The organism is Geothrix fuzhouensis, assembly GCF_024609325.1.
GTDB lineage: Bacteria > Acidobacteriota > Holophagae > Holophagales > Holophagaceae > Geothrix > Geothrix fuzhouensis.
This window is the reverse complement of the sequence record NZ_JANHMQ010000003.1, coordinates 366,885-383,080: the sequence shown is the minus strand read 5'-3', so window position 1 is coordinate 383,080 and position 16,196 is coordinate 366,885. Positions and strand designations below refer to the sequence as shown.

At 70.5% G+C, this 16,196-nt stretch carries 11 protein-coding genes; 6 read left to right on the top strand and 5 right to left on the bottom strand.

Features of this window, described 5'->3' with window-relative positions; translation table 11 throughout:
- Positions 1–6 precede the first annotated feature (6 nt).
- Genes bamD through NOV74_RS13100 form a run of 5 tightly spaced genes read left to right on the top strand, consistent with a single transcriptional unit; the run spans position 7 to position 8,356 of the window.
- On the top strand, positions 7–1,563 hold the full coding sequence (gene bamD, locus NOV74_RS13120) for an outer membrane protein assembly factor BamD (protein WP_257313281.1): 1,557 nt from the start codon (positions 7–9) through the stop codon (positions 1,561–1,563).
- A 1-nt stretch (position 1,564) separates the two neighbouring features.
- Positions 1,565–3,598, top strand: coding sequence for a S1C family serine protease (locus NOV74_RS13115; protein WP_257313279.1), 2,034 nt, complete (start codon positions 1,565–1,567; stop codon positions 3,596–3,598).
- Between the two features lie 12 nt (positions 3,599–3,610).
- Positions 3,611–4,000 carry a hypothetical protein gene (locus tag NOV74_RS13110; RefSeq protein WP_257313276.1) on the top strand — a complete coding sequence of 130 codons (390 nt, stop codon included), beginning with the start codon at positions 3,611–3,613 and terminating at the stop codon, positions 3,998–4,000.
- 52 nt (positions 4,001–4,052) lie between these two features.
- On the top strand, positions 4,053–5,324 hold the full coding sequence (locus NOV74_RS13105; RefSeq protein ID WP_257313274.1) for a 3-phosphoshikimate 1-carboxyvinyltransferase: 1,272 nt from the start codon (positions 4,053–4,055) through the stop codon (positions 5,322–5,324).
- A complete protein-coding gene (locus NOV74_RS13100; RefSeq protein WP_257313272.1) occupies positions 5,318–8,356 on the top strand; it encodes a sigma 54-interacting transcriptional regulator in 3,039 nt (1,012 codons plus the stop codon). The genes NOV74_RS13105 and NOV74_RS13100 overlap by 7 nt, the downstream gene beginning before the upstream one ends.
- A 128-nt stretch (positions 8,357–8,484) precedes the next feature.
- On the opposite strand, the gene mutL is transcribed toward NOV74_RS13100, so the two are convergent.
- Genes mutL through NOV74_RS13075 form a run of 5 tightly spaced genes read right to left on the bottom strand, consistent with a single transcriptional unit; the run spans position 8,485 to position 13,538 of the window.
- Positions 8,485–10,269: a DNA mismatch repair endonuclease MutL gene (gene mutL / locus NOV74_RS13095; protein ID WP_257313269.1), complete on the bottom strand. Its 1,785-nt coding sequence runs from the start codon at positions 10,267–10,269 to the stop codon at positions 8,485–8,487.
- 35 nt (positions 10,270–10,304) lie between these two features.
- Positions 10,305–10,757: a hypothetical protein gene (locus NOV74_RS13090; protein ID WP_257313265.1), complete on the bottom strand. Its 453-nt coding sequence runs from the start codon at positions 10,755–10,757 to the stop codon at positions 10,305–10,307.
- Positions 10,754–11,272, bottom strand: coding sequence for an FMN-binding protein (locus tag NOV74_RS13085; protein ID WP_257313262.1), 519 nt, complete (start codon positions 11,270–11,272; stop codon positions 10,754–10,756). Before NOV74_RS13085 ends, NOV74_RS13090 begins: the two co-directional genes overlap by 4 nt.
- A gap of 8 nt (positions 11,273–11,280) precedes the next feature.
- A complete protein-coding gene (locus tag NOV74_RS13080) occupies positions 11,281–12,564 on the bottom strand; it encodes a TonB-dependent receptor (protein ID WP_257313259.1) in 1,284 nt (427 codons plus the stop codon).
- A complete protein-coding gene (locus NOV74_RS13075; protein ID WP_257313257.1) occupies positions 12,561–13,538 on the bottom strand; it encodes an FAD:protein FMN transferase in 978 nt (325 codons plus the stop codon). The genes NOV74_RS13080 and NOV74_RS13075 overlap by 4 nt, the downstream gene beginning before the upstream one ends.
- 99 nt (positions 13,539–13,637) lie before the next feature.
- On the opposite strand from NOV74_RS13075, the gene NOV74_RS13070 reads away from it, so the two are divergent.
- A complete protein-coding gene (locus NOV74_RS13070; protein WP_257313253.1) occupies positions 13,638–16,193 on the top strand; it encodes a TolB-like translocation protein in 2,556 nt (851 codons plus the stop codon).
- Positions 16,194–16,196: the final 3 nt, after the last annotated feature.

Below are 16,196 nucleotides of genomic sequence, written 5' to 3'. Positions count from 1 at the left end.
AGGGGCATGCCCACCCTCCCCCACCAGGGAACCGAACCCGGCCCCGGGGTCGCGGCTATGCTTTCCCTCTGCCCCGAGGCTTCCATGTCGCCCGCATCCCCCTGGTCACGCACCCCGGTCGCCCTGCTTTGCGCCCTGCCGGCCCTGGTCCAGATGCCGGCCCTTGGCCAGGAAGGCGACCTGGCCGAGCGGCTGTACCGGAGCGGTGAACGCGCGTACGCCGCCAAGGCCTACAAAGAGGCCGTCGACACCTGGGGCCAGCTGCTCCAGTCCGCGCCCAAGAGCGGATTCGCCCCCCAGGCCCTCCTGGCCCTCGCCCGCCACCAGATGGAGGTGGAGCATAAGCCCGAGGCGGCCTTGCCCTACCTGGACCGGTTGAAAGCCGAGTACATCCGGACGCCCGAAGCCGCGGAGGGACTGCTGCTGCGGGGTATCCTGCTCGCCCGGCAGGCCCGACGCTCCACGGAGTTGAAGGACGCCATGGCGGAGTTCAACCGGGTCCTCGACCTTTTTCCCGAGTCCTCCTCTGTGCCGGAAGCCCGCTTCCGCCTGGGGAAGGCTTGGCGGGACCAGGGGCAGTGGGGCCGGGCTCTCCAGCAATTCGTAGAAGCCTTCAGGACCCATCCCGATGCTGCCGTGGCACCCCGGGCCATGCTGGAGGCCGCCGAAACGATGGATCTGCTGGGCGACCTGCCGGGTTGCCTCCGGATGCTCCAGCAACTCCGGACCCGGGCGCCCCAGAGCCTCGAAGCCCAGGAAGCCACCTGGCGCATGGCCGTGCGCGTGAAGCACCGGCTGCAGAAGCCCCCGCTGAGTAACGACGGTCCCTGGCCCGCGGGCCGGGCGAAGTGGCTCAAGACGCCCACCCTGCTGGCCACTGCGCCCGATGGGGATCTGATCATCTACCAGTCCGACTTGGATCATGCCTTCCGGCTCCACAACGGCGATCTCGCTCCCATCGGCCCCGGCGTCCCGGGTGCCAAGGCCGTGGTCGCCACGCCCGCAGGCGGGGTCTGGCTCCTGTCCAAAGCCGGCCTCCTCCGGGAGCAGGGGGCGCCGACGCCACTGAACAGACTGGGCGCCATCACCGGAGCCGCCCTGGATCGCTGGGGCGCCCTCTGGGTGGCGGACGCGAAAACACCCGCGCTGACTGTCTTCAGCCCAGATGGGGCTTCCCGACCGGTGGCTTCCCCCACGGCCAACGCCCTGGCGCCCCTGCCCACCGGGGGCATGGTCATCGCCGCGGATGCGGATCGCAAGCTGCTCTTCCTGGATGCCGATGGCCAGCCCCGCGCCGTGGTCCCCTATGGCAAGGATCTGCCGGTCCCCTTCCGGTATGTGATCGCCCTGGCTTCGGACGGGGCGGGGCAGGTGGCCGCGCTCGTCGAGGGGGGTGACTTTGGAGAGGGGATCATGATCCTCGGCCCCCAGGGGGCGGTCCTCCGCCAGGCCACCCTCAAGAGCCTGGGCATCAGTGGCCACATCACCTCCCTCGCCCTGGATCGCTCCGGCGGCCTCATCCTCTGCGACCGCCGCAACGATCTCCTGATCCGGTTGAATTGACATGCGCCTCCGCCGACTCCTCCCCTTCGCCTTCCTGCTGGCCCTCGGCCTTGCGGCCCAGGATCCCACCCTCAAGGACACCTTCCTCCAGGCCAAGACCCTCTGGGCTACCCAGGGCGACCGCGAGGGCGCCACGACCCGGTTCGAGCAGGTGGTCGGGGCCTTGGCTCCCAAAGCCGCCACGTTGGAGCCAGCTTGGTCGCAGATTCTCTGTGAAAGCTACAACTGGCTGGCGGTGCTGGATGACCGTGGCGCCCAGACCAAGTCCCGGGCGCAGGGCCGGCTCCAGGCCCTCCTCGACCTGAATCCGGATTTCGAAGTGGATCGCGCCCTCACCTCCCAGCGCCTGGCCACCGTCTTTGATCGCCTGAAGGCGGAGAAGTACGCCCCAGTGAAGTTCACCTACTCACCGGAGGGAGGCACCCTGTCCGTGGATGATCGGCCGGGCCCGCCGCTGGCCCATCGCTTCCTTCCTTTCGGCACCCACAAGCTGGTCTACAGCCGGCCGGGCTACACTCCCGTCGAACTGAGCCTGGAACTCGTGCCCCGGGACACCAAGACCGCGGACTTCAAACTCACGCGCGTATCCTCCACCGTCACCCTCTATGTGCAACCCAGCGGGGCGGAAGTCCTGCTGGACGGCCAGAGCCTGGGCCGGACTCAAGGCCATGCGGGTCCCGATGCAGCCCCTCTGGTCACACCCCTGGGCCTGCGCCCGGAGGACATCTCGGCGGCCTTCGTCATTGGTGAACTGACCGCCGGCAAGCATCAACTCGAACTACGCGCGCCCTGCCATCGCACCAAGGTGCTCGAGATGGAGGCAAACCTGGCCACTCCCTGGGCTGATCACACCCTGGAGCCCATCCGCCTGGAGGCCTCCAAGGGGCTTCTGTCCGTCAGTTCGGCCTGGCCTGGCGGCGAGCTGTTCCTCTCCGGCCAGAGCCAGGGACCCCTGCCCGTGGCCCAGCTGCCGGTCTGCTCAGGACCGTACGATCTGCTGGTCCGGTTTCCGGCCGGAGGGTTCTACCGACGCATCACCGTGGAGGAGGGCAAGGCCTTGACGGTGGAAGCGCGGCCCAAGCCGCGCCTAGCCTTCCTCGGCCTGGAAGGGGAGACCGAGTTCACGGGCCGGGCCCGGTTCGAGTCTCTGCTGGAAGGTCTTGGCGGGCGACTCCAGCAGGTGGCCTTCCTACCCGCCCATCCTGGCGAGACGCCGAAAGAGGCCTTGGCGCGGGTGCAGGCTTCCCACGAGGCCGAGCTTGTCCTCCTCGCCACCCCGGTGCCCGACAAGGTCATCCATCAGGTGGAGCTGAGGGTGGCCACCCTCGAGGGCGAGGAGGAACGCCTGCTGGTGAAACCCCTGGAGGAAGATCCTCTCGGCCCGCTGGCGGCGCGCCTCAACGCCGTGCCGTCCCTCCACGAACCAGGCCTGGGCCTTGTCCTCCTCGACCTGCCCGGCGAGCCGGGTCCGTGGGTGCTGTCCGCTTCCGAAGCCGCCCAGAAGGCGGGCATCCAGATCGGCAAGGCCCTCACCCAGGCCAATGGCAAGCCGCTTCCCTCCACCAAAGCCCTGCGCCAGGTGCTGGAAAGCGCCCGGGGAACCGTGGCCCTCGCCCAGGGCGGCCCGCCGGTGACCCTCCCCATCCAGACCGAAGCCCTGGAGATCCCCCTGGGCGCCGCAGGACTCTGCTACCCCGCCGTGCTGGCCCAGCTGCGCCTCCAGTACGCGGGCGCCAAGGGCGATGAGGCGAACCTCATCCGGCTGAACCTGGGCCTTGGGCTCATGCACTTCCACAAGTACGACAAGGCCATCGAGCAGCTGCGGGACGCCCGGTTCAGCAACGCAAGCGGTGTGAGCCAAGGCACCCTGGACTACCACACGGGCCTCTGCTTCCTCCGACTGGGCAGCGCGTACCAGACCGAAGCGACACAGGCATTCCGACAGGCTCTGAAGTATCCTCAGGCAACCCTGCTCGGCCCCGAGGGCCCCCTGGTCGCTCCTTTGGCCCGGCAGGCCCTCGAAGACTTGAAGTAGATGGAGGAACCCATGAGGCACCAGCGCGGCGAAGGCAAGTTCGGCTGCATCGTCTCCCTGCTCGTATTCGGCACCCTGGCCGCGGCGGGCTACAAGGCCATCCCCGTCTACTACGCCGACAGCGAGCTGGTGGATGCCTGTGATTTCATCGCCAGCAGCGCCGCCAAGAAACCCATCGAGACCATCGAGCGGGAAGTCAAGGACAAGGCCCGGGAGCTGCAGATCCCAGAGGTGCTGAGGGACAAGAACGCCATCCGGGTCACCAAGACCGGCAGCGGGGAGGCCGGCACCTGCACCATCACCCTTCGCTTCAAGCGCACCATTGACTTCTACGGCGTCTACCAGTGGACCAAGGAGACGAACAAGCGCATCTCCAAGCCCATCTTCGAGAACATCGGTTAGGTCAGACGTCGGTTGAGCTTGCAGCCAGGGGCCCCTCACGGCACCCTGCCTTATGCTCCTGTCACTTCCTGAAGACAATGCCCTCCCGCGGGGGGCGGCGCTGCACCCGATTCGCGTGCCCGGCTCGAAGTCCGTCACCAACCGGGCCCTGCTGCTGGCAGCCCTGGCGCCGGGAATCAGCCGGTTCCGGGGCGGGCTGGAAGCCGAGGACACCCGCTGGATGCGACAGGCCCTGGTGGACCTGGGGCTCGCCTTCCAGGAACAGGACCAGGTCTGGATCATTGAGGGTGGGCATCGCCCCCAGGCTTCCCGGCCTTTGTGGCTTGGTGCTTCCGGCACCACCCTCCGTTTCCTTCTGCCCTGGCTGGCCCTGCAGGCCGAGGGCCCCGTCCGCCTGGAGGGCGATCCGCGACTCTTCGAACGCCCCCTCGGGCCCCTGCTGGAGCCCTTGGCGGCCCTGGGGGCGGCCTGGGAACCGGATGCCAAGGGTGCCTGGTTGCGGCCCGCCCCCGAGCCGCCGATCGCCCTGGACCTCACGGTGGATGCCCGCCTCAGCAGCCAGTTCCTCACGGGTCTGGCCCTGACCGCCGCGGCCCTGCCCGGGGGGGGCACCCTCCGCTGGACTGAGGTCGCGAGTCCGAGCTACCTGATCCTCACCACCCAGTGGCTCCACCGATTCGGTTGCCAGGCCCTCTTGGAACCAGGCCATTGGCGCCTCCCCGGCGGCGCCCTGGCCGCGCGAGAGCTGGACCTGCCCGGTGACTGGAGTGGCGCGGCGGCCTTTCTCGCCGCCGCCGCCGCGACGGGCCGTGCCCTGCGGCTGGAGCCCCTGGACCCGGCGGACGCCCAGGGCGATCGCGCCATGGTGGCCATCCTTGAGGCGGCCGGCTGCCGCGCCCGTTGGATCGGGCCCCAATCCCTGGAACTGGAAGGCCCCCTGCAGCGCGGCCTGGACGCGGATCTCACGGATTGCCCCGACCTGGGGCCTGTCCTGGCGGCCCTGGCGGCCCTGGCCCCAGCCCCCTCGGAGCTCCGAGGCCTTCATACCCTTCCGCTCAAGGAATGCGACCGGTTGGACGCTTCGGCGGAGTTGGTGCGGTGGCTCGGCGGCCGGGCCGAGGCGATCGGGGATCACACCTTGCGCGTAGCCCCCGGCCCATCTCCTGGCCCACGGGCGGCCTTCGATCCCCGGAACGACCACCGGATGGCTTTTGCCGCCGCCGTGGGTGGCCTGCGTTGCGGCGGCGAGCTGCAGGATCCCCACTGCGTGGCCAAAACCTTTCCGGACTTCTGGGCTGTCTGGCGCGGAATGCTCGGGTGCTGAGAGCCGCTTGGCTCGGCCACTGGAAGGCCCCCTGGGGCCTGGACCGGGGTCGTCGCTGGGGGGATCCCCTCTGGGCCCTGCCCGCCATCAGCCAAGCCTGGCTGTTCGGCGGCCGGGAGGGACACTGGCCCCGCCTGACGCAGGACGCCCGGCGCCCCCAGGGTCCGCAGGTCACGGATCTGCCCACCGCCTTTGGCCCCCGACCGGACCCGACCTGGGTGGCCCTCCTCCGTCATGGGAGCCCCGCCGTTCCAGCCGCCATGCGGGGAAGCCGTGAGGACGAGCTACGCGCCTGGGCCTGGGAGGCCCTGCTGGACGGGGACGGCGAGCCCTGGATGGCGGCGGGCTCGGTGTTGGTGGATCGCCCCCAGCGCCTGCGCTGGATCGCCCTGCTGGGCGCGGTGGACGAAGCGGGCACCCTCCACTTGCCGCCCTTCCTGGAGCTGTTGGTTCCCGCTTCCCTCCGTCGCCTACCGCCGGGCTGGTGGGAATGCCTGCTGCGGAGCCAGGATGCGGAGGGCCGTCTCCTGCCCGAAGGCCCCCTGGATCCGGCGCTGCCCTGGACCTTGCTCCAGGCCCATGCGGAACCGCTGGTACTGGAAACCCTGCCGGAGGGATTGGCTCCCCATGTGGGCGCCCCCTGGTTGGCCTCCCTCCCGGATGGGCGATGGATTTTGGATCCCCGCCTGCGGGCCTGGGCCCGGGGTTTCGGTGCCTCGGCTGGAGGCTTGGCGCCGTTGGCTACGGAAGGCCTGGCCGCCGGCCTCAGCCCAGACCCGCCTTTGGCTGCCTTCCTGCAGCTCCGGTCAGCCGAGGGACAACCCCCAGGCTGGCGCGAATCCCTGGAAGCCGATATCCAAGAAACCATCCATCGGCCGGCCCCACCGCTACCCTCAGGCCACCCGACTTGGGACCGGATCCGCATGCGCTGGGGGGGCGAAGCCGCAGCCGCCGCCGCCGCCGAAGGCTATCCAAGCTGGGGCACCCAGGTGCACCCTTGCGCGGATCCCTTTCACTGGATGGCCGAAGGGCTGCGGGCTGACGCGAGTTGCGACCCGGAAGCCTCGCTGCGGGCCTTCACCCTGGCCCACGCCCACTTCCTCCGGCTGGGAGCCGCAGGCTGGGCTGAACGAGCCGCCTCCAACGCCGCGCACCTGGCCCTCAAGTGGGCGGATCTTCCCGCCCACGCCCGATGGGTGGCTTTGCGCGGGCCGCTTCCCCAGCCTTGGCAGGCTCTGGAGGAGGCCCAGCTCGCCGAGGTGAACCTGGCACCAGATGCGGCCCTGGCGCGGATCCGCCGGCTGGTGGAAGCCCATCCGGAGTTCCCCGCTGGCTGGGGCCTGCTGGCTCTGCACGGGGCCGACCGGGAGCGCTGGGACCTGGTGCGGGAAGGCCTGGTGCATGTTCAGGGCCATCCTTACGCCCGGTTCCTGAAGGCGAGTCTGGGTCCTTTGACGGAAGATCCGCCAGCGGATGCGGATCCCGAAACGCGCCTCAGCTGGGAGGCTCACCGGCTCTTCCGCGGCAGCGGCGATCCACGGATCTTCTGGGAGGCTTGGCAGGGCTGTCCCACCCAGATCATGAGGCTGGAGCTGGGGCTGCAGGTGCTGGAGCGGCGACCCGATCTCCGCCGCGCCCAGGCCCTCTTGGCCCTCCAGGTCATCGCCGACCGTGCGCAGTCCCCTCGTCATCAGGGTCGCCTCGCGGTCCTCTGGCCTCCGGTGGAGGCCGTGCCATCCTTGGCGCCCACGATCCTCCTGGAGCGCTGGCTGGCCCAGCGATCCACTCCCACCTGGCTGATCTGGGGCGAGGGCGCCGCAGGCCGCACCCTCGGGGCCGGAGAGCCTCCCCCGGAAGGAACCCTCAGCCGCCTGGCTCGAGATGGCGCGCTCGCGCCCTTCCAACAGGGTGGTTGGATCTGGCGGGGCCACCGCCTCACCTGGGAGGACTGTCCCGTCGGTGCGGTCCTGCTGGCTCAGGCCCCGGATGCCGTACCCGAGCCCCCCCTGGAACCCCTGCTGCTGGCCCCCTGGCTGGCCCAGCTCCAGGCGGTCCGCCCCATGGAAATTGTCGGGGATCCCGGCCTGCTCCTGACGGACGGCAGCGAACCCATGGCCTCGATCCTGCGGGAGTTGGACCGCGTGGCCACCTCGGACCTGCCGGTGCTGATCCTAGGGGCCACCGGCACGGGCAAGGAACTGGCGGCGCGGGAGCTCCACCACCGCTCGGGACGCTCCGGTCCCCTGGTGGCGGTGAACTGTTCGGCCTTCGCCGAGGGCCTCCTGGAATCCGAGCTCTTCGGCCACACCAAGGGCGCCTTCACGGGGGCAGACCGAGACCGGCGGGGTGCCATCGAAGCCGCCCGGGGCGGCACCCTGTTCCTGGACGAGGTGGCGGACCTGTCGCCGCGCCTCCAGTCCCTGCTGCTGCGGGTGCTCCAGGAACGCGAGATCCGCCGAGTGGGATCCGACCAATCCATCCGGGTGGACGTACGCTTCGCGGCCGCCACGCATCGTCCCCTCGACGAGCTGACCGAAGCCGGGAGCTTCCGGCGGGATCTGCTCTTCCGCCTCCAGGGCGCGGTGCTGCGCCTGCCGCCGCTGACGGCTCGCCGTCACGAGTTCCCCTTCCTGGTCCCCCGGCTGGTGGTGAAGGCGGCCGCCGCCGCCAAACGGCCCGTACCCGCCCTGGCTCCCGGTTTGTCTCAGGCCCTTTCCCGCCTGTCCTGGCCCGGAAACGTGCGCGAACTGCTCCATGCGCTGGAGCGGGGCATCCTGCGCTGCGAGGGTGGCACCCTGAAATCCGCCCATGTGCCAGAACTGGAAGCCCCCGCGCTCCAGGCGCGCACTTGGGACGATGCCACCCGGGCCTTCCAGCGGCGGTTCCTGCTGGACACCCTCCAGGCCTGCGATTTCCGCATGGCCGAAGCTGCGCAGACGCTGGGCCTCGCCCGCCCTGCCCTGTATGCCACCGCCCGGCGGTTGGGGGTGGACCTGGCGGCGGAGCGGATCCTCAAGGGCGAAGATGGCTGAGGCAGTCCCTAGCGGAACTGTTTGATAAGGGTGGCCACGTCCTCGGCATTTTTCTGGCCAAGGTTCTGATCGATGGCGCGAGGGCTCATGGCCCAGGCAGTGGTGGTGAGGCCGAACCGCGGAAGCCCCTACAACCGCCGCCCGAAGCTGCGTTCCAGATCGTCGAGGGAGAGCTTCTTCAGGATCGGCCTCCCATGCGGACACGTGTTGGGCACCTCGCAGGCCAGCAGGTCCCGGATGAGGCCCAGGGCCAGCTCCGGAGGCAGGGCGTGGTGCTTCTTGATGGCGGCGCGGCAGGCCAGCTCGGCGTTGAGGTCGCGGCGGAAGGCGTCCAGATCCACGCGGCCCTCGCGCTCCAGGCGGGCCAGCAGATCCTCCAGCAGCGCCTGGGGGTCCCGGTCCGCCAGGAAGTCCGGCAGGCCGCGCACCACCAGGGCGCCGTCCCCGAAGGGCTCCGCCTCCACGCCCGCCACCTCCAGCTCAGAGAGGAAGGGCGTCAGCCGCGCCAGGGCCTCCGGCCCCACCTGCACCACCTGGGGCGGCATCAGGGGCTGGATGGCGGGGGCGTGGCGGCGCAAGAAGAGCCGCTCGAAGAGCACACGCTCATGCGCCACATGCTGGTCCACGATCCAGAGCTCAGGGCCGGCCTCACCCGTGATCTCCGCCAGCAGGTAGGTTCGCTGGAAGGCCCCGAGGTAGCGGATGCCGCCCGCCGGTTCCGCCCCACCCGAAGGGGTGGATTCATAGACGTACGGCGGCTCCGCCACACGCTCTGGGAAGGCTTCGGAGAGCGCCTGGTAGGCGAGGGCCCCGCCGGAATGATCCGACCAGAGGCGCGGATGCTGGGCCGCAGCGCGGCGGGAGGGATCCAGGTCGAACTCGGCCTCGAGGGGTTTGGGCGGCAACTCCAGCACGGAGGCCAGCCCCCCTCTGAGCTTCGCCCACGCTTCCTCGGCCCCGCCCCGCACCCAGGCGAAGATGCGCTGGGGCTCGCGGAAGCGCACTTCCGCCTTGGTCGGATGCACGTTCACGTCCACGGCCTCGGGCGGCAGCTCCAGGAAGAGCACCGCCGCGGGGTACGAGCCCTTGGCGAAGGTGCCGGACCAGGCCTCGGACAAGGCCGCCAGCAGCAGGCGGTCCCGCACGGACCGGCCGTTCACGAAGAGGTAGAGGTGGTTGCGATCACGGAAGCTGAGGTCGGGCGGCGAGACGAAACCCCGCAACCGCCAGGGCAGCTCACCATTCACGAAGGGCACCAGCCGGGTGAGCTTTTCGCCGAGCAGAGGACCCAATCGCTGGCCCGCGTCCGCCACGGGCGGCAGCACCAGGGGCGCGCCGCGGTCCGGGCGAAGGGTCCAATGCACGCCCGGCGCGCTGAGGGCCAGCCGGGCCACGGCGCCCCAGAGCTGGGCGTGCTCCGTGTCCGTGGACTTCAGGAAGCGCCGCCGCGCCGGCAGTTGGGCGAAGAGGTCCCGCACCGTCACCGTGGTGCCCCGGCTGCGCGAGACAGGCGCCACCTCCTTGATGACACCGAACTCGCAGCGCAGACGGTGGCCCGCGCCGTCCACCTCCGCGCTCGCCAGGTCGAAGCGGCTCACGCTGGCGATGCTGGGCAGGGCCTCGCCCCGGAAGCCGAAGGAGGCCAGATGCCCCAGGTCGTCGGCCGTGCGCACCTTGCTGGTGGCGTGTCGCTCCAGGGCCAGGTAGAGGTCGTCCCGGGCCATGCCGGAACCGTCGTCCGCCACCTCCAGCAGGCGCTTCCCGCCCTCCTCCCAGGCGATCTCGATGCGCCGGGCCCCGGCGTCCAGGGCGTTCTCCACCAGCTCCTTCAGCACCGAGCTGGGCCGCTCGACGACTTCGCCCGCCGCGATCTGGTTCGCGACCTGGTCGGGGAGCACGCGGATCTTGGCCATGGTCTAGAACGCTATCAGCTATCCGCGGTCCACTGTCAGCCGGCCCTCCGCTCGGGGAAGGCCCGCAGCTCGACCTGGGCGTGGGGGACGAAGAGGTGGCCCAGGTAGGCCAGCAGGAAGAGCCCGGCGCTGAGACCGTGGGCCCAGCTGAAGGCCGTGCGCCAGGCGGGGCTGGCGACCACCTGCACGGCATAGCCGGACAGCACCATGGGCGCGATGAGGAAGGCGGCACCCAGGCCCGTGCGGCGGGCTTCTCTGCCCCGCTTCAACTTCGCCTGGAGGTGGCCGCGCACGGTCATGCCCAGGGCGAAGAGGAGGAGGGGCGCCGTGAGCACATGTAGGTGCTGGGCCGCCGGGAGCCAGGGGTGGGGCTCCGGGCCGAACTCGCCCATGCGCACGCCGAACCAGCGCAGCAGGCCGTCCATGAGGCCCGTGCCCGCCGTGGCCAGGGCGGCGAGGTGCAGGCTCCAGCGCTCGAGCGGGCTCATTTCCCCTCCCGGTAAAGCACCTGGTGCAGGGCCAGGCAACGGCGAGCCGCGTCCGTCATGGCATTCGCGGTGAGGGTGGCGCCGGACAGCGGATGGATGGCGCCCTTGAGGGTGAGCTGCGGGTCGAGGCCCTTCCCCTCGAACTGCTTCACCCAGGCCTCCTTGGCCATGTACTCGGCGGGCTCGTGGAAGGCCACGCCCTCCACGCGAAGGATGCGGCCCTCGGGGGAAAGGGCCACCAGCAGCGTTTCGTTTAAGGTGCGGACCCGGTGGGTGTCGAAGAAGCCGACGCCCACCAGGGTCCCGTTCCGCCGAGCCTCGTAGGCCACAAGCCAGCGCCCCGGCACCTCCACCTGCGCCAGCGCCTTGGCGCGCGCCGCCTGGCCGTCGCTGAGCACGAACTCCTTCCGGGCGAGCTGGGCGCCCGGGAAGGCCAGGGCCAGAGCCTCCTGCGTGGTGGGCAGGGCCGCGAAGAGCGGCAAGAAAAAGGCGAGGGGGGCCAGGACGCGGATCATGGGAGACCTCAGAAGGTGTAGCCCAGGGCCAGGCTGAACTGGTCCCGGCCCGTGTGGGCGCGGTTCTCGTCGCGGGTCCAATCGGCCTTCACGGCCACCTGGGGGATGGGCTTGTAGGCCACGCCGGTGGTGAGGAGGTTGCGGTCCTGGCTGCCGTCCGCGAAGACGCCCGCCACCACCTGCTGCTGGGCATCGAGGCGCTCGTAGCGGACGTAGGGGATGAGGGCCTGCCGCGCGCCCCGGAGGAGGTCGTAGCCCACCTCCAGGTAGCCGCCCCACTGCCGCGTGCCCACTTCGCGGGCCGGATCCGCGGCATTCAGGGCTGCCACGGCGGCCGCGGTGTTGGTGGCGCGGCTGTAGAGGCCCCGGACCTGAAGGCCCTGGGCCCGGTACTCGGCGTGGGCGTCCCACACGGTGGTGGTGAGCGCGGCGCCCGTGCCGGTCTGGTTGCTGTTCCCCGTGTAGAAGCTGCCACCCACCAGCACGCCAGGCAGGGGTGTCCAGTCCAGGCGGCCCGTCCAGGCCAGGCTCTGGGCGTTGGCCTTGTTGCCATCCTGGCGACCGTCGGCGATGCCCTCGGCGTTGAACCGCGAGCCCTGGAGCCCGTTCATGAGGTAGACGCGGTAGCTCAGATTGCCGGGCAGGTCGCCGTGGACGCCCACACCGATCTCGTGCCAGGTGCTGGGGATAAGGGTTTGCTCCACCTGCGGGCGGCGGGCGCCGAGGAAGGCCGGGGGCTCGTGCAGCTCGTTGATGAAGCCCATGGGCACCAGCATCTGCCCGGCCCGGATGTTGAGGGCCTTGGTGAGCAAGAAGTCCAGGTAGTAGAACTCGGCGATGGCCTCGCCCTCGGGGTGCTCGTCGCTGTAACCGCCGTGCTCGAACTCGATCTCGGAGTTGAACACGATGCGGTCGCTGAACTTGTAGCCGGTGTAGAGGACCATCCGCAGCGCGTCGGCGGTCTTCTCGCTGCCGACGTGGGTGCCATCCTGGAGCGTGGCTGCCTTCCCCTGGTAGAGCAGCTCGCCGTAGCCGCCGATGCTGAGGCCCGAAGGCACCGCGTAGACCTTGCTGGCGCTGGGGGCCATGCCGAAGCGGCCCTCGTCGGGCACCGCCGGCATCACACTGCCGGTCTTCTGGGTTTCCAGCTCCCGGGACATGGCATCCAGGCGGCGCTCGAGTTCGGCAATGCGCTGGTCGGCACTGGACGGTTTCTTGGTGTCCGGCTTCTCCTGGGCGAAGACGGGCGCGGCCAGCAGCGCGCACATGAGGGGGGTGAGCAGGGACTTCATCGGGACTCCCGGGGGATCAGGGTGGGGTGGAGGGCGCGGAAGACCGGGCTCATTCGGACCGTTCCGTCGTTGAGGAGGAAGGCGGCTGCCACGCCTTGGCGCTCGGCCCAGGCGAGGCCCGCGTCGGGGCCCAGTACGTAGAGGGCCGTGGACAGCACGTCCGCCGTGAGGGCGTCCGCGGCCACCACGGCCGTGCTGCCCCAGGCCGGACAGGGCTCGCCCGTGCGGGGATCGAGGATGTGACGCCCCCGCTCGGAGGTGCCGCTGCTGGAGAGTGATGCGTTGTGGAGTAGGAAGGAAAGACGCGGCTGCTGGCGATCCCGGGCATCCGCCACGGAGGCGTCCACCGGGGCGCCCCAGGCCAGCAGTTGGCCCCCGAAGTCGAGCAGGCCCACCGGCGTGGCCGCCGCTTGGCGCATGCGGTTCAGGGCGTAACCCTTGAGGAAGCCGCCTTCCTCCACACCTGCATCTGGGCGGGTCAGGCTGGCGGTGCCCGTTGTCCGGTCGAGGCTCAGCAGCGAGGCCCCCGAGGCGCGGCGGGCGGCCGCCAGGGCCTCCGGTGTTGGCGTCCGACCCCCCGCTCGGATGGCCCAGGCCTGCATCAGCGACATCAGGACAGGGTCGAAGGCCCCGTCCGTGCGCGCCTGCCAGGTCTTCATCTGCGCCAGCAGGTCGAGCCACTCGCGGTCCAGCGCCACGGGGCGGCCCTGGGCCGCGTTCAGGCGGCTCCAGGCGGACGCGGGGTCCCAGGTGGAGCAGGCGCCCTCGATGCGGGCGGCCTCCGCCAGGGCGGCCTCCGAGGCCCGGCCCAGGTCGCCAGGCCCCTCCAGGTGCAGGCGCAGCTCCGTCCCCATGGCCAGCACCTGGCGATCCAGGGCGGGCTGGCCTTTAGCGATCCCGTCCCGGGTGGGTGCGGCGGCCTGGCCGGCCGCCAAGGCGGGGACCAGGAGGAGAGGAAGGAGGTTAACAAACATGAGAATGAGTCTCACAAACTCTAAATTCAAAATCAAACTCAAATTTGAGATGAATTCTCAGAATGTGACGGCCATCACGGTGCGGGTCCACACTGGGGCATGCGCCTCCGGATCCTGCCGCCCGCCTTGGCCTTCCTGCCCGCCTTGCTCTGCGCGGCGACTCCACGGACCCAGGCGCCGGATGCTCCCTGGCTCACCTTCACCACGGCCCACTACCGCATCCACTGCCCCGCGGCCTTCGAGGATTTCGGGCGCGAGGTGGCGGGGCGCGTCGAAGGCCTCCACGCCCAGTACCTAGGCCTCGTCGGGTATGCCTATGAGAACCCCCACCGCCCCATCGACCTGCTGATCCTGGATCCGATGATGGAGGCCAACGGCTTGGCCTTCCCGATCCTGCAACGGCCCCAGGTCGTGCTCTGGAAGACGGAGCCCGAGACGGATTCCCCCATCGGCCACCACCGTGGCTGGGCGGAACTGGCCGTGGCCCATGAGCTGGCCCACATGCACCACCTGTTGCGACCCGCCCGGGAACCCAACCTCTGGCGGCGCTGGACCGCGGTGCTGGGCCCCCTCACGGAGAAGTCGCCCCGCTGGGTCACGGAGGGCTACGCCACGCTTATCGAAGGCAAGCTCACGGGAAGCGGCCGTCCCCACAGCGCCTTCCGTGCGGCGGTGCTGCGCCAGTGGGCCATCCAAGGCAAGCTGCCCACCTACGAGGCCCTGAGCGGCAAGGGCGGGTTCCTCGGGGGCGCCCAGGCCTACCTGGGTGGCAGCGCCTACCTGGAATGGCTCGAAACCCAAGCCGGAGATCCGAAGGTCCTCCAGACCCTCTGGGTTCGCCTCGCCGGCAAGCGCGACTTCGAGACGGCCTTCAGCGCCACCTTCGGCTTCGGTCCGAAGGACGGCTATCAGCGCTTCTGCGCCGAGCTGACCCACACGGCCCTGGAGCTGGAGCGCCGGGCCCGGGCCGAGGGCCTGCGCGAAGGCGAGGTCATCGCCCAGCTCCAGGGCTGGGTGACGGACTTGGCCCTGAGCCCCGACGGCTCGAAGCTCCTGGCCCGGGTGTTGGATCCCAAGAAACCGGGTCTCTACGTGTGGGAGCTGAAGGCTGCGCCAAAACACGCCAAGCCGGAACCCGGCGAGCCCCCTGATCATGCCCCCCTGGCGCCCATCCTGCCCCCCACCTACCACCTGGGCCGGGTCAACGGGGCCCTCCCCTGGAAGCCGGTGTGGACGGCTCCGGATCGCATCGCCTTCCAGCTGCGGCTCCCGGACGACGAGGGCGTGCTCCAGCCCCAACCGCGGCAATGGCGCCTCCGCCAGGGCCTGGCCAGGACCCCGATGACGGCGATGCCCACGAAACCCGCTGCGCCCGGCGGCCCCACCTGGAAGGAGGTGGATGGCATCTGGAACCTGGTGGACGGGATGGGCCAGCCCCTCACCCGCACGCTGGCTGCGGCCTGGAACCCCGCGGCCACGCCGGATGGCAAATGGATCTACTACACCCAGCTCAGAGCCTCGGGTCTCCAGATCCGCCGCCTCGACGCGACGCTGCCACCCCTGGAGATGAAGCCCCTGCCCCAGGATCCCGCGCCCCTCGTGAAGGACCAGGTCCTGCCCAAGGCCGACGAGCCCAGTCCCCTGCCGCCGCCGGTTCCGGTGACTCCGCATCCCTACCGCGTGGGGGAAACCCACGACACCTTCACCTTGGCCGGCTACAGCGCGACGCCCTCGGGCCTCAGCGCCCAGCTTGGCGCCGGCGGCAACGACATCCTCAATCGCTTGAACTGGCAAGTGCTGGCGGGCTTCGGCGACGGCGCGGGCCCGCGCGGGGGCATGGCCGGCGCGACTTGGCGCGGCTGGCGTTGGGCGCCCTCCCTGCAGGCCTTCTCCCTCCTGGAACGCCCCTCGAGTCAGCGCTTCGCACCGGTGGCGGGGTTCGACCGGGAGCGGCAGGGGGCTGAACTGGCCTTCGAGCGGATGGACCTGGGCCGACCCCAAACGTACTTCCGGCCTGTGGCCGCCTTCGAACGCGCCACACCCGCAGACGAGGCTTCCCTCAACCGTGCCCTCTGGGGCGTGGAGGCGGCCCTGGGCAGCTTCTGGAGCCGCGACGACCTGGGCTTCCGCCTCGCCCTGGCCGCCCGCGAACAGCAGGGTCGCACGGAGGGCCACCGTTGGAGCCTGACCCGGGCCGCTCTCTCAGTGGGCTGGATCAATCCCTGGTCACCCCTCACGGTGCTTCTGGAGGAAGGCCGCCTCGGCGGCGATCCCACCGCCCTGGACCGCTTTCACCTGGGCGGTGTGGGCACCTCTCTGCTGCCCACTTCCCTGGATGCCAACCGGGTGGTTCAGGCGGCCCTGCCTGCCTACACCGCCACCGGCAACCGCCTGCGGCGCCTTCGGGGCGAGCTCGGGCTCGGCCCCCTCCGGGCCTACCTGGAGCACGCGGTGGTCTGGCAGGACGTTGCGCCCCGGCCCTCTGCGCAGCGGGTGGCCGGGCTCGAGCTGGACAGTCGAAACTTGGCCCTGCCCACGGACGTGCTGCGGCGCCTGGCGGGCAACCTCTCCTTCATCCTGGGCCTGCACCGCCCCTTGGATGGCACCATGAAGGGCCGTACTGTGGGAACCCTCAGCGTGATCGTGCGGCCGTGATGT

What these genes read in the sequence shown, in the direction of transcription:
- bamD (WP_257313281.1), top strand. Translation starts at nt 7, where the DNA reads ATGCCCACCCTCCCCCACCAGGGAACCGAACCCGGCCCCGGGGTCGCG.
- NOV74_RS13115 (WP_257313279.1), top strand. Translation starts at nt 1,565, where the DNA reads ATGCGCCTCCGCCGACTCCTCCCCTTCGCCTTCCTGCTGGCCCTCGGC.
- NOV74_RS13110 (WP_257313276.1), top strand. Translation starts at nt 3,611, where the DNA reads ATGAGGCACCAGCGCGGCGAAGGCAAGTTCGGCTGCATCGTCTCCCTG.
- NOV74_RS13105 (WP_257313274.1), top strand. Translation starts at nt 4,053, where the DNA reads ATGCTCCTGTCACTTCCTGAAGACAATGCCCTCCCGCGGGGGGCGGCG.
- mutL (WP_257313269.1), bottom strand. Translation starts at nt 10,269, where the DNA reads ATGGCCAAGATCCGCGTGCTCCCCGACCAGGTCGCGAACCAGATCGCG.
- NOV74_RS13090 (WP_257313265.1), bottom strand. Translation starts at nt 10,757, where the DNA reads ATGAGCCCGCTCGAGCGCTGGAGCCTGCACCTCGCCGCCCTGGCCACG.
- NOV74_RS13085 (WP_257313262.1), bottom strand. Translation starts at nt 11,272, where the DNA reads ATGATCCGCGTCCTGGCCCCCCTCGCCTTTTTCTTGCCGCTCTTCGCG.
- NOV74_RS13080 (WP_257313259.1), bottom strand. Translation starts at nt 12,564, where the DNA reads ATGAAGTCCCTGCTCACCCCCCTCATGTGCGCGCTGCTGGCCGCGCCC.
- NOV74_RS13075 (WP_257313257.1), bottom strand. Translation starts at nt 13,538, where the DNA reads ATGTTTGTTAACCTCCTTCCTCTCCTCCTGGTCCCCGCCTTGGCGGCC.
- NOV74_RS13070 (WP_257313253.1), top strand. Translation starts at nt 13,638, where the DNA reads ATGCGCCTCCGGATCCTGCCGCCCGCCTTGGCCTTCCTGCCCGCCTTG.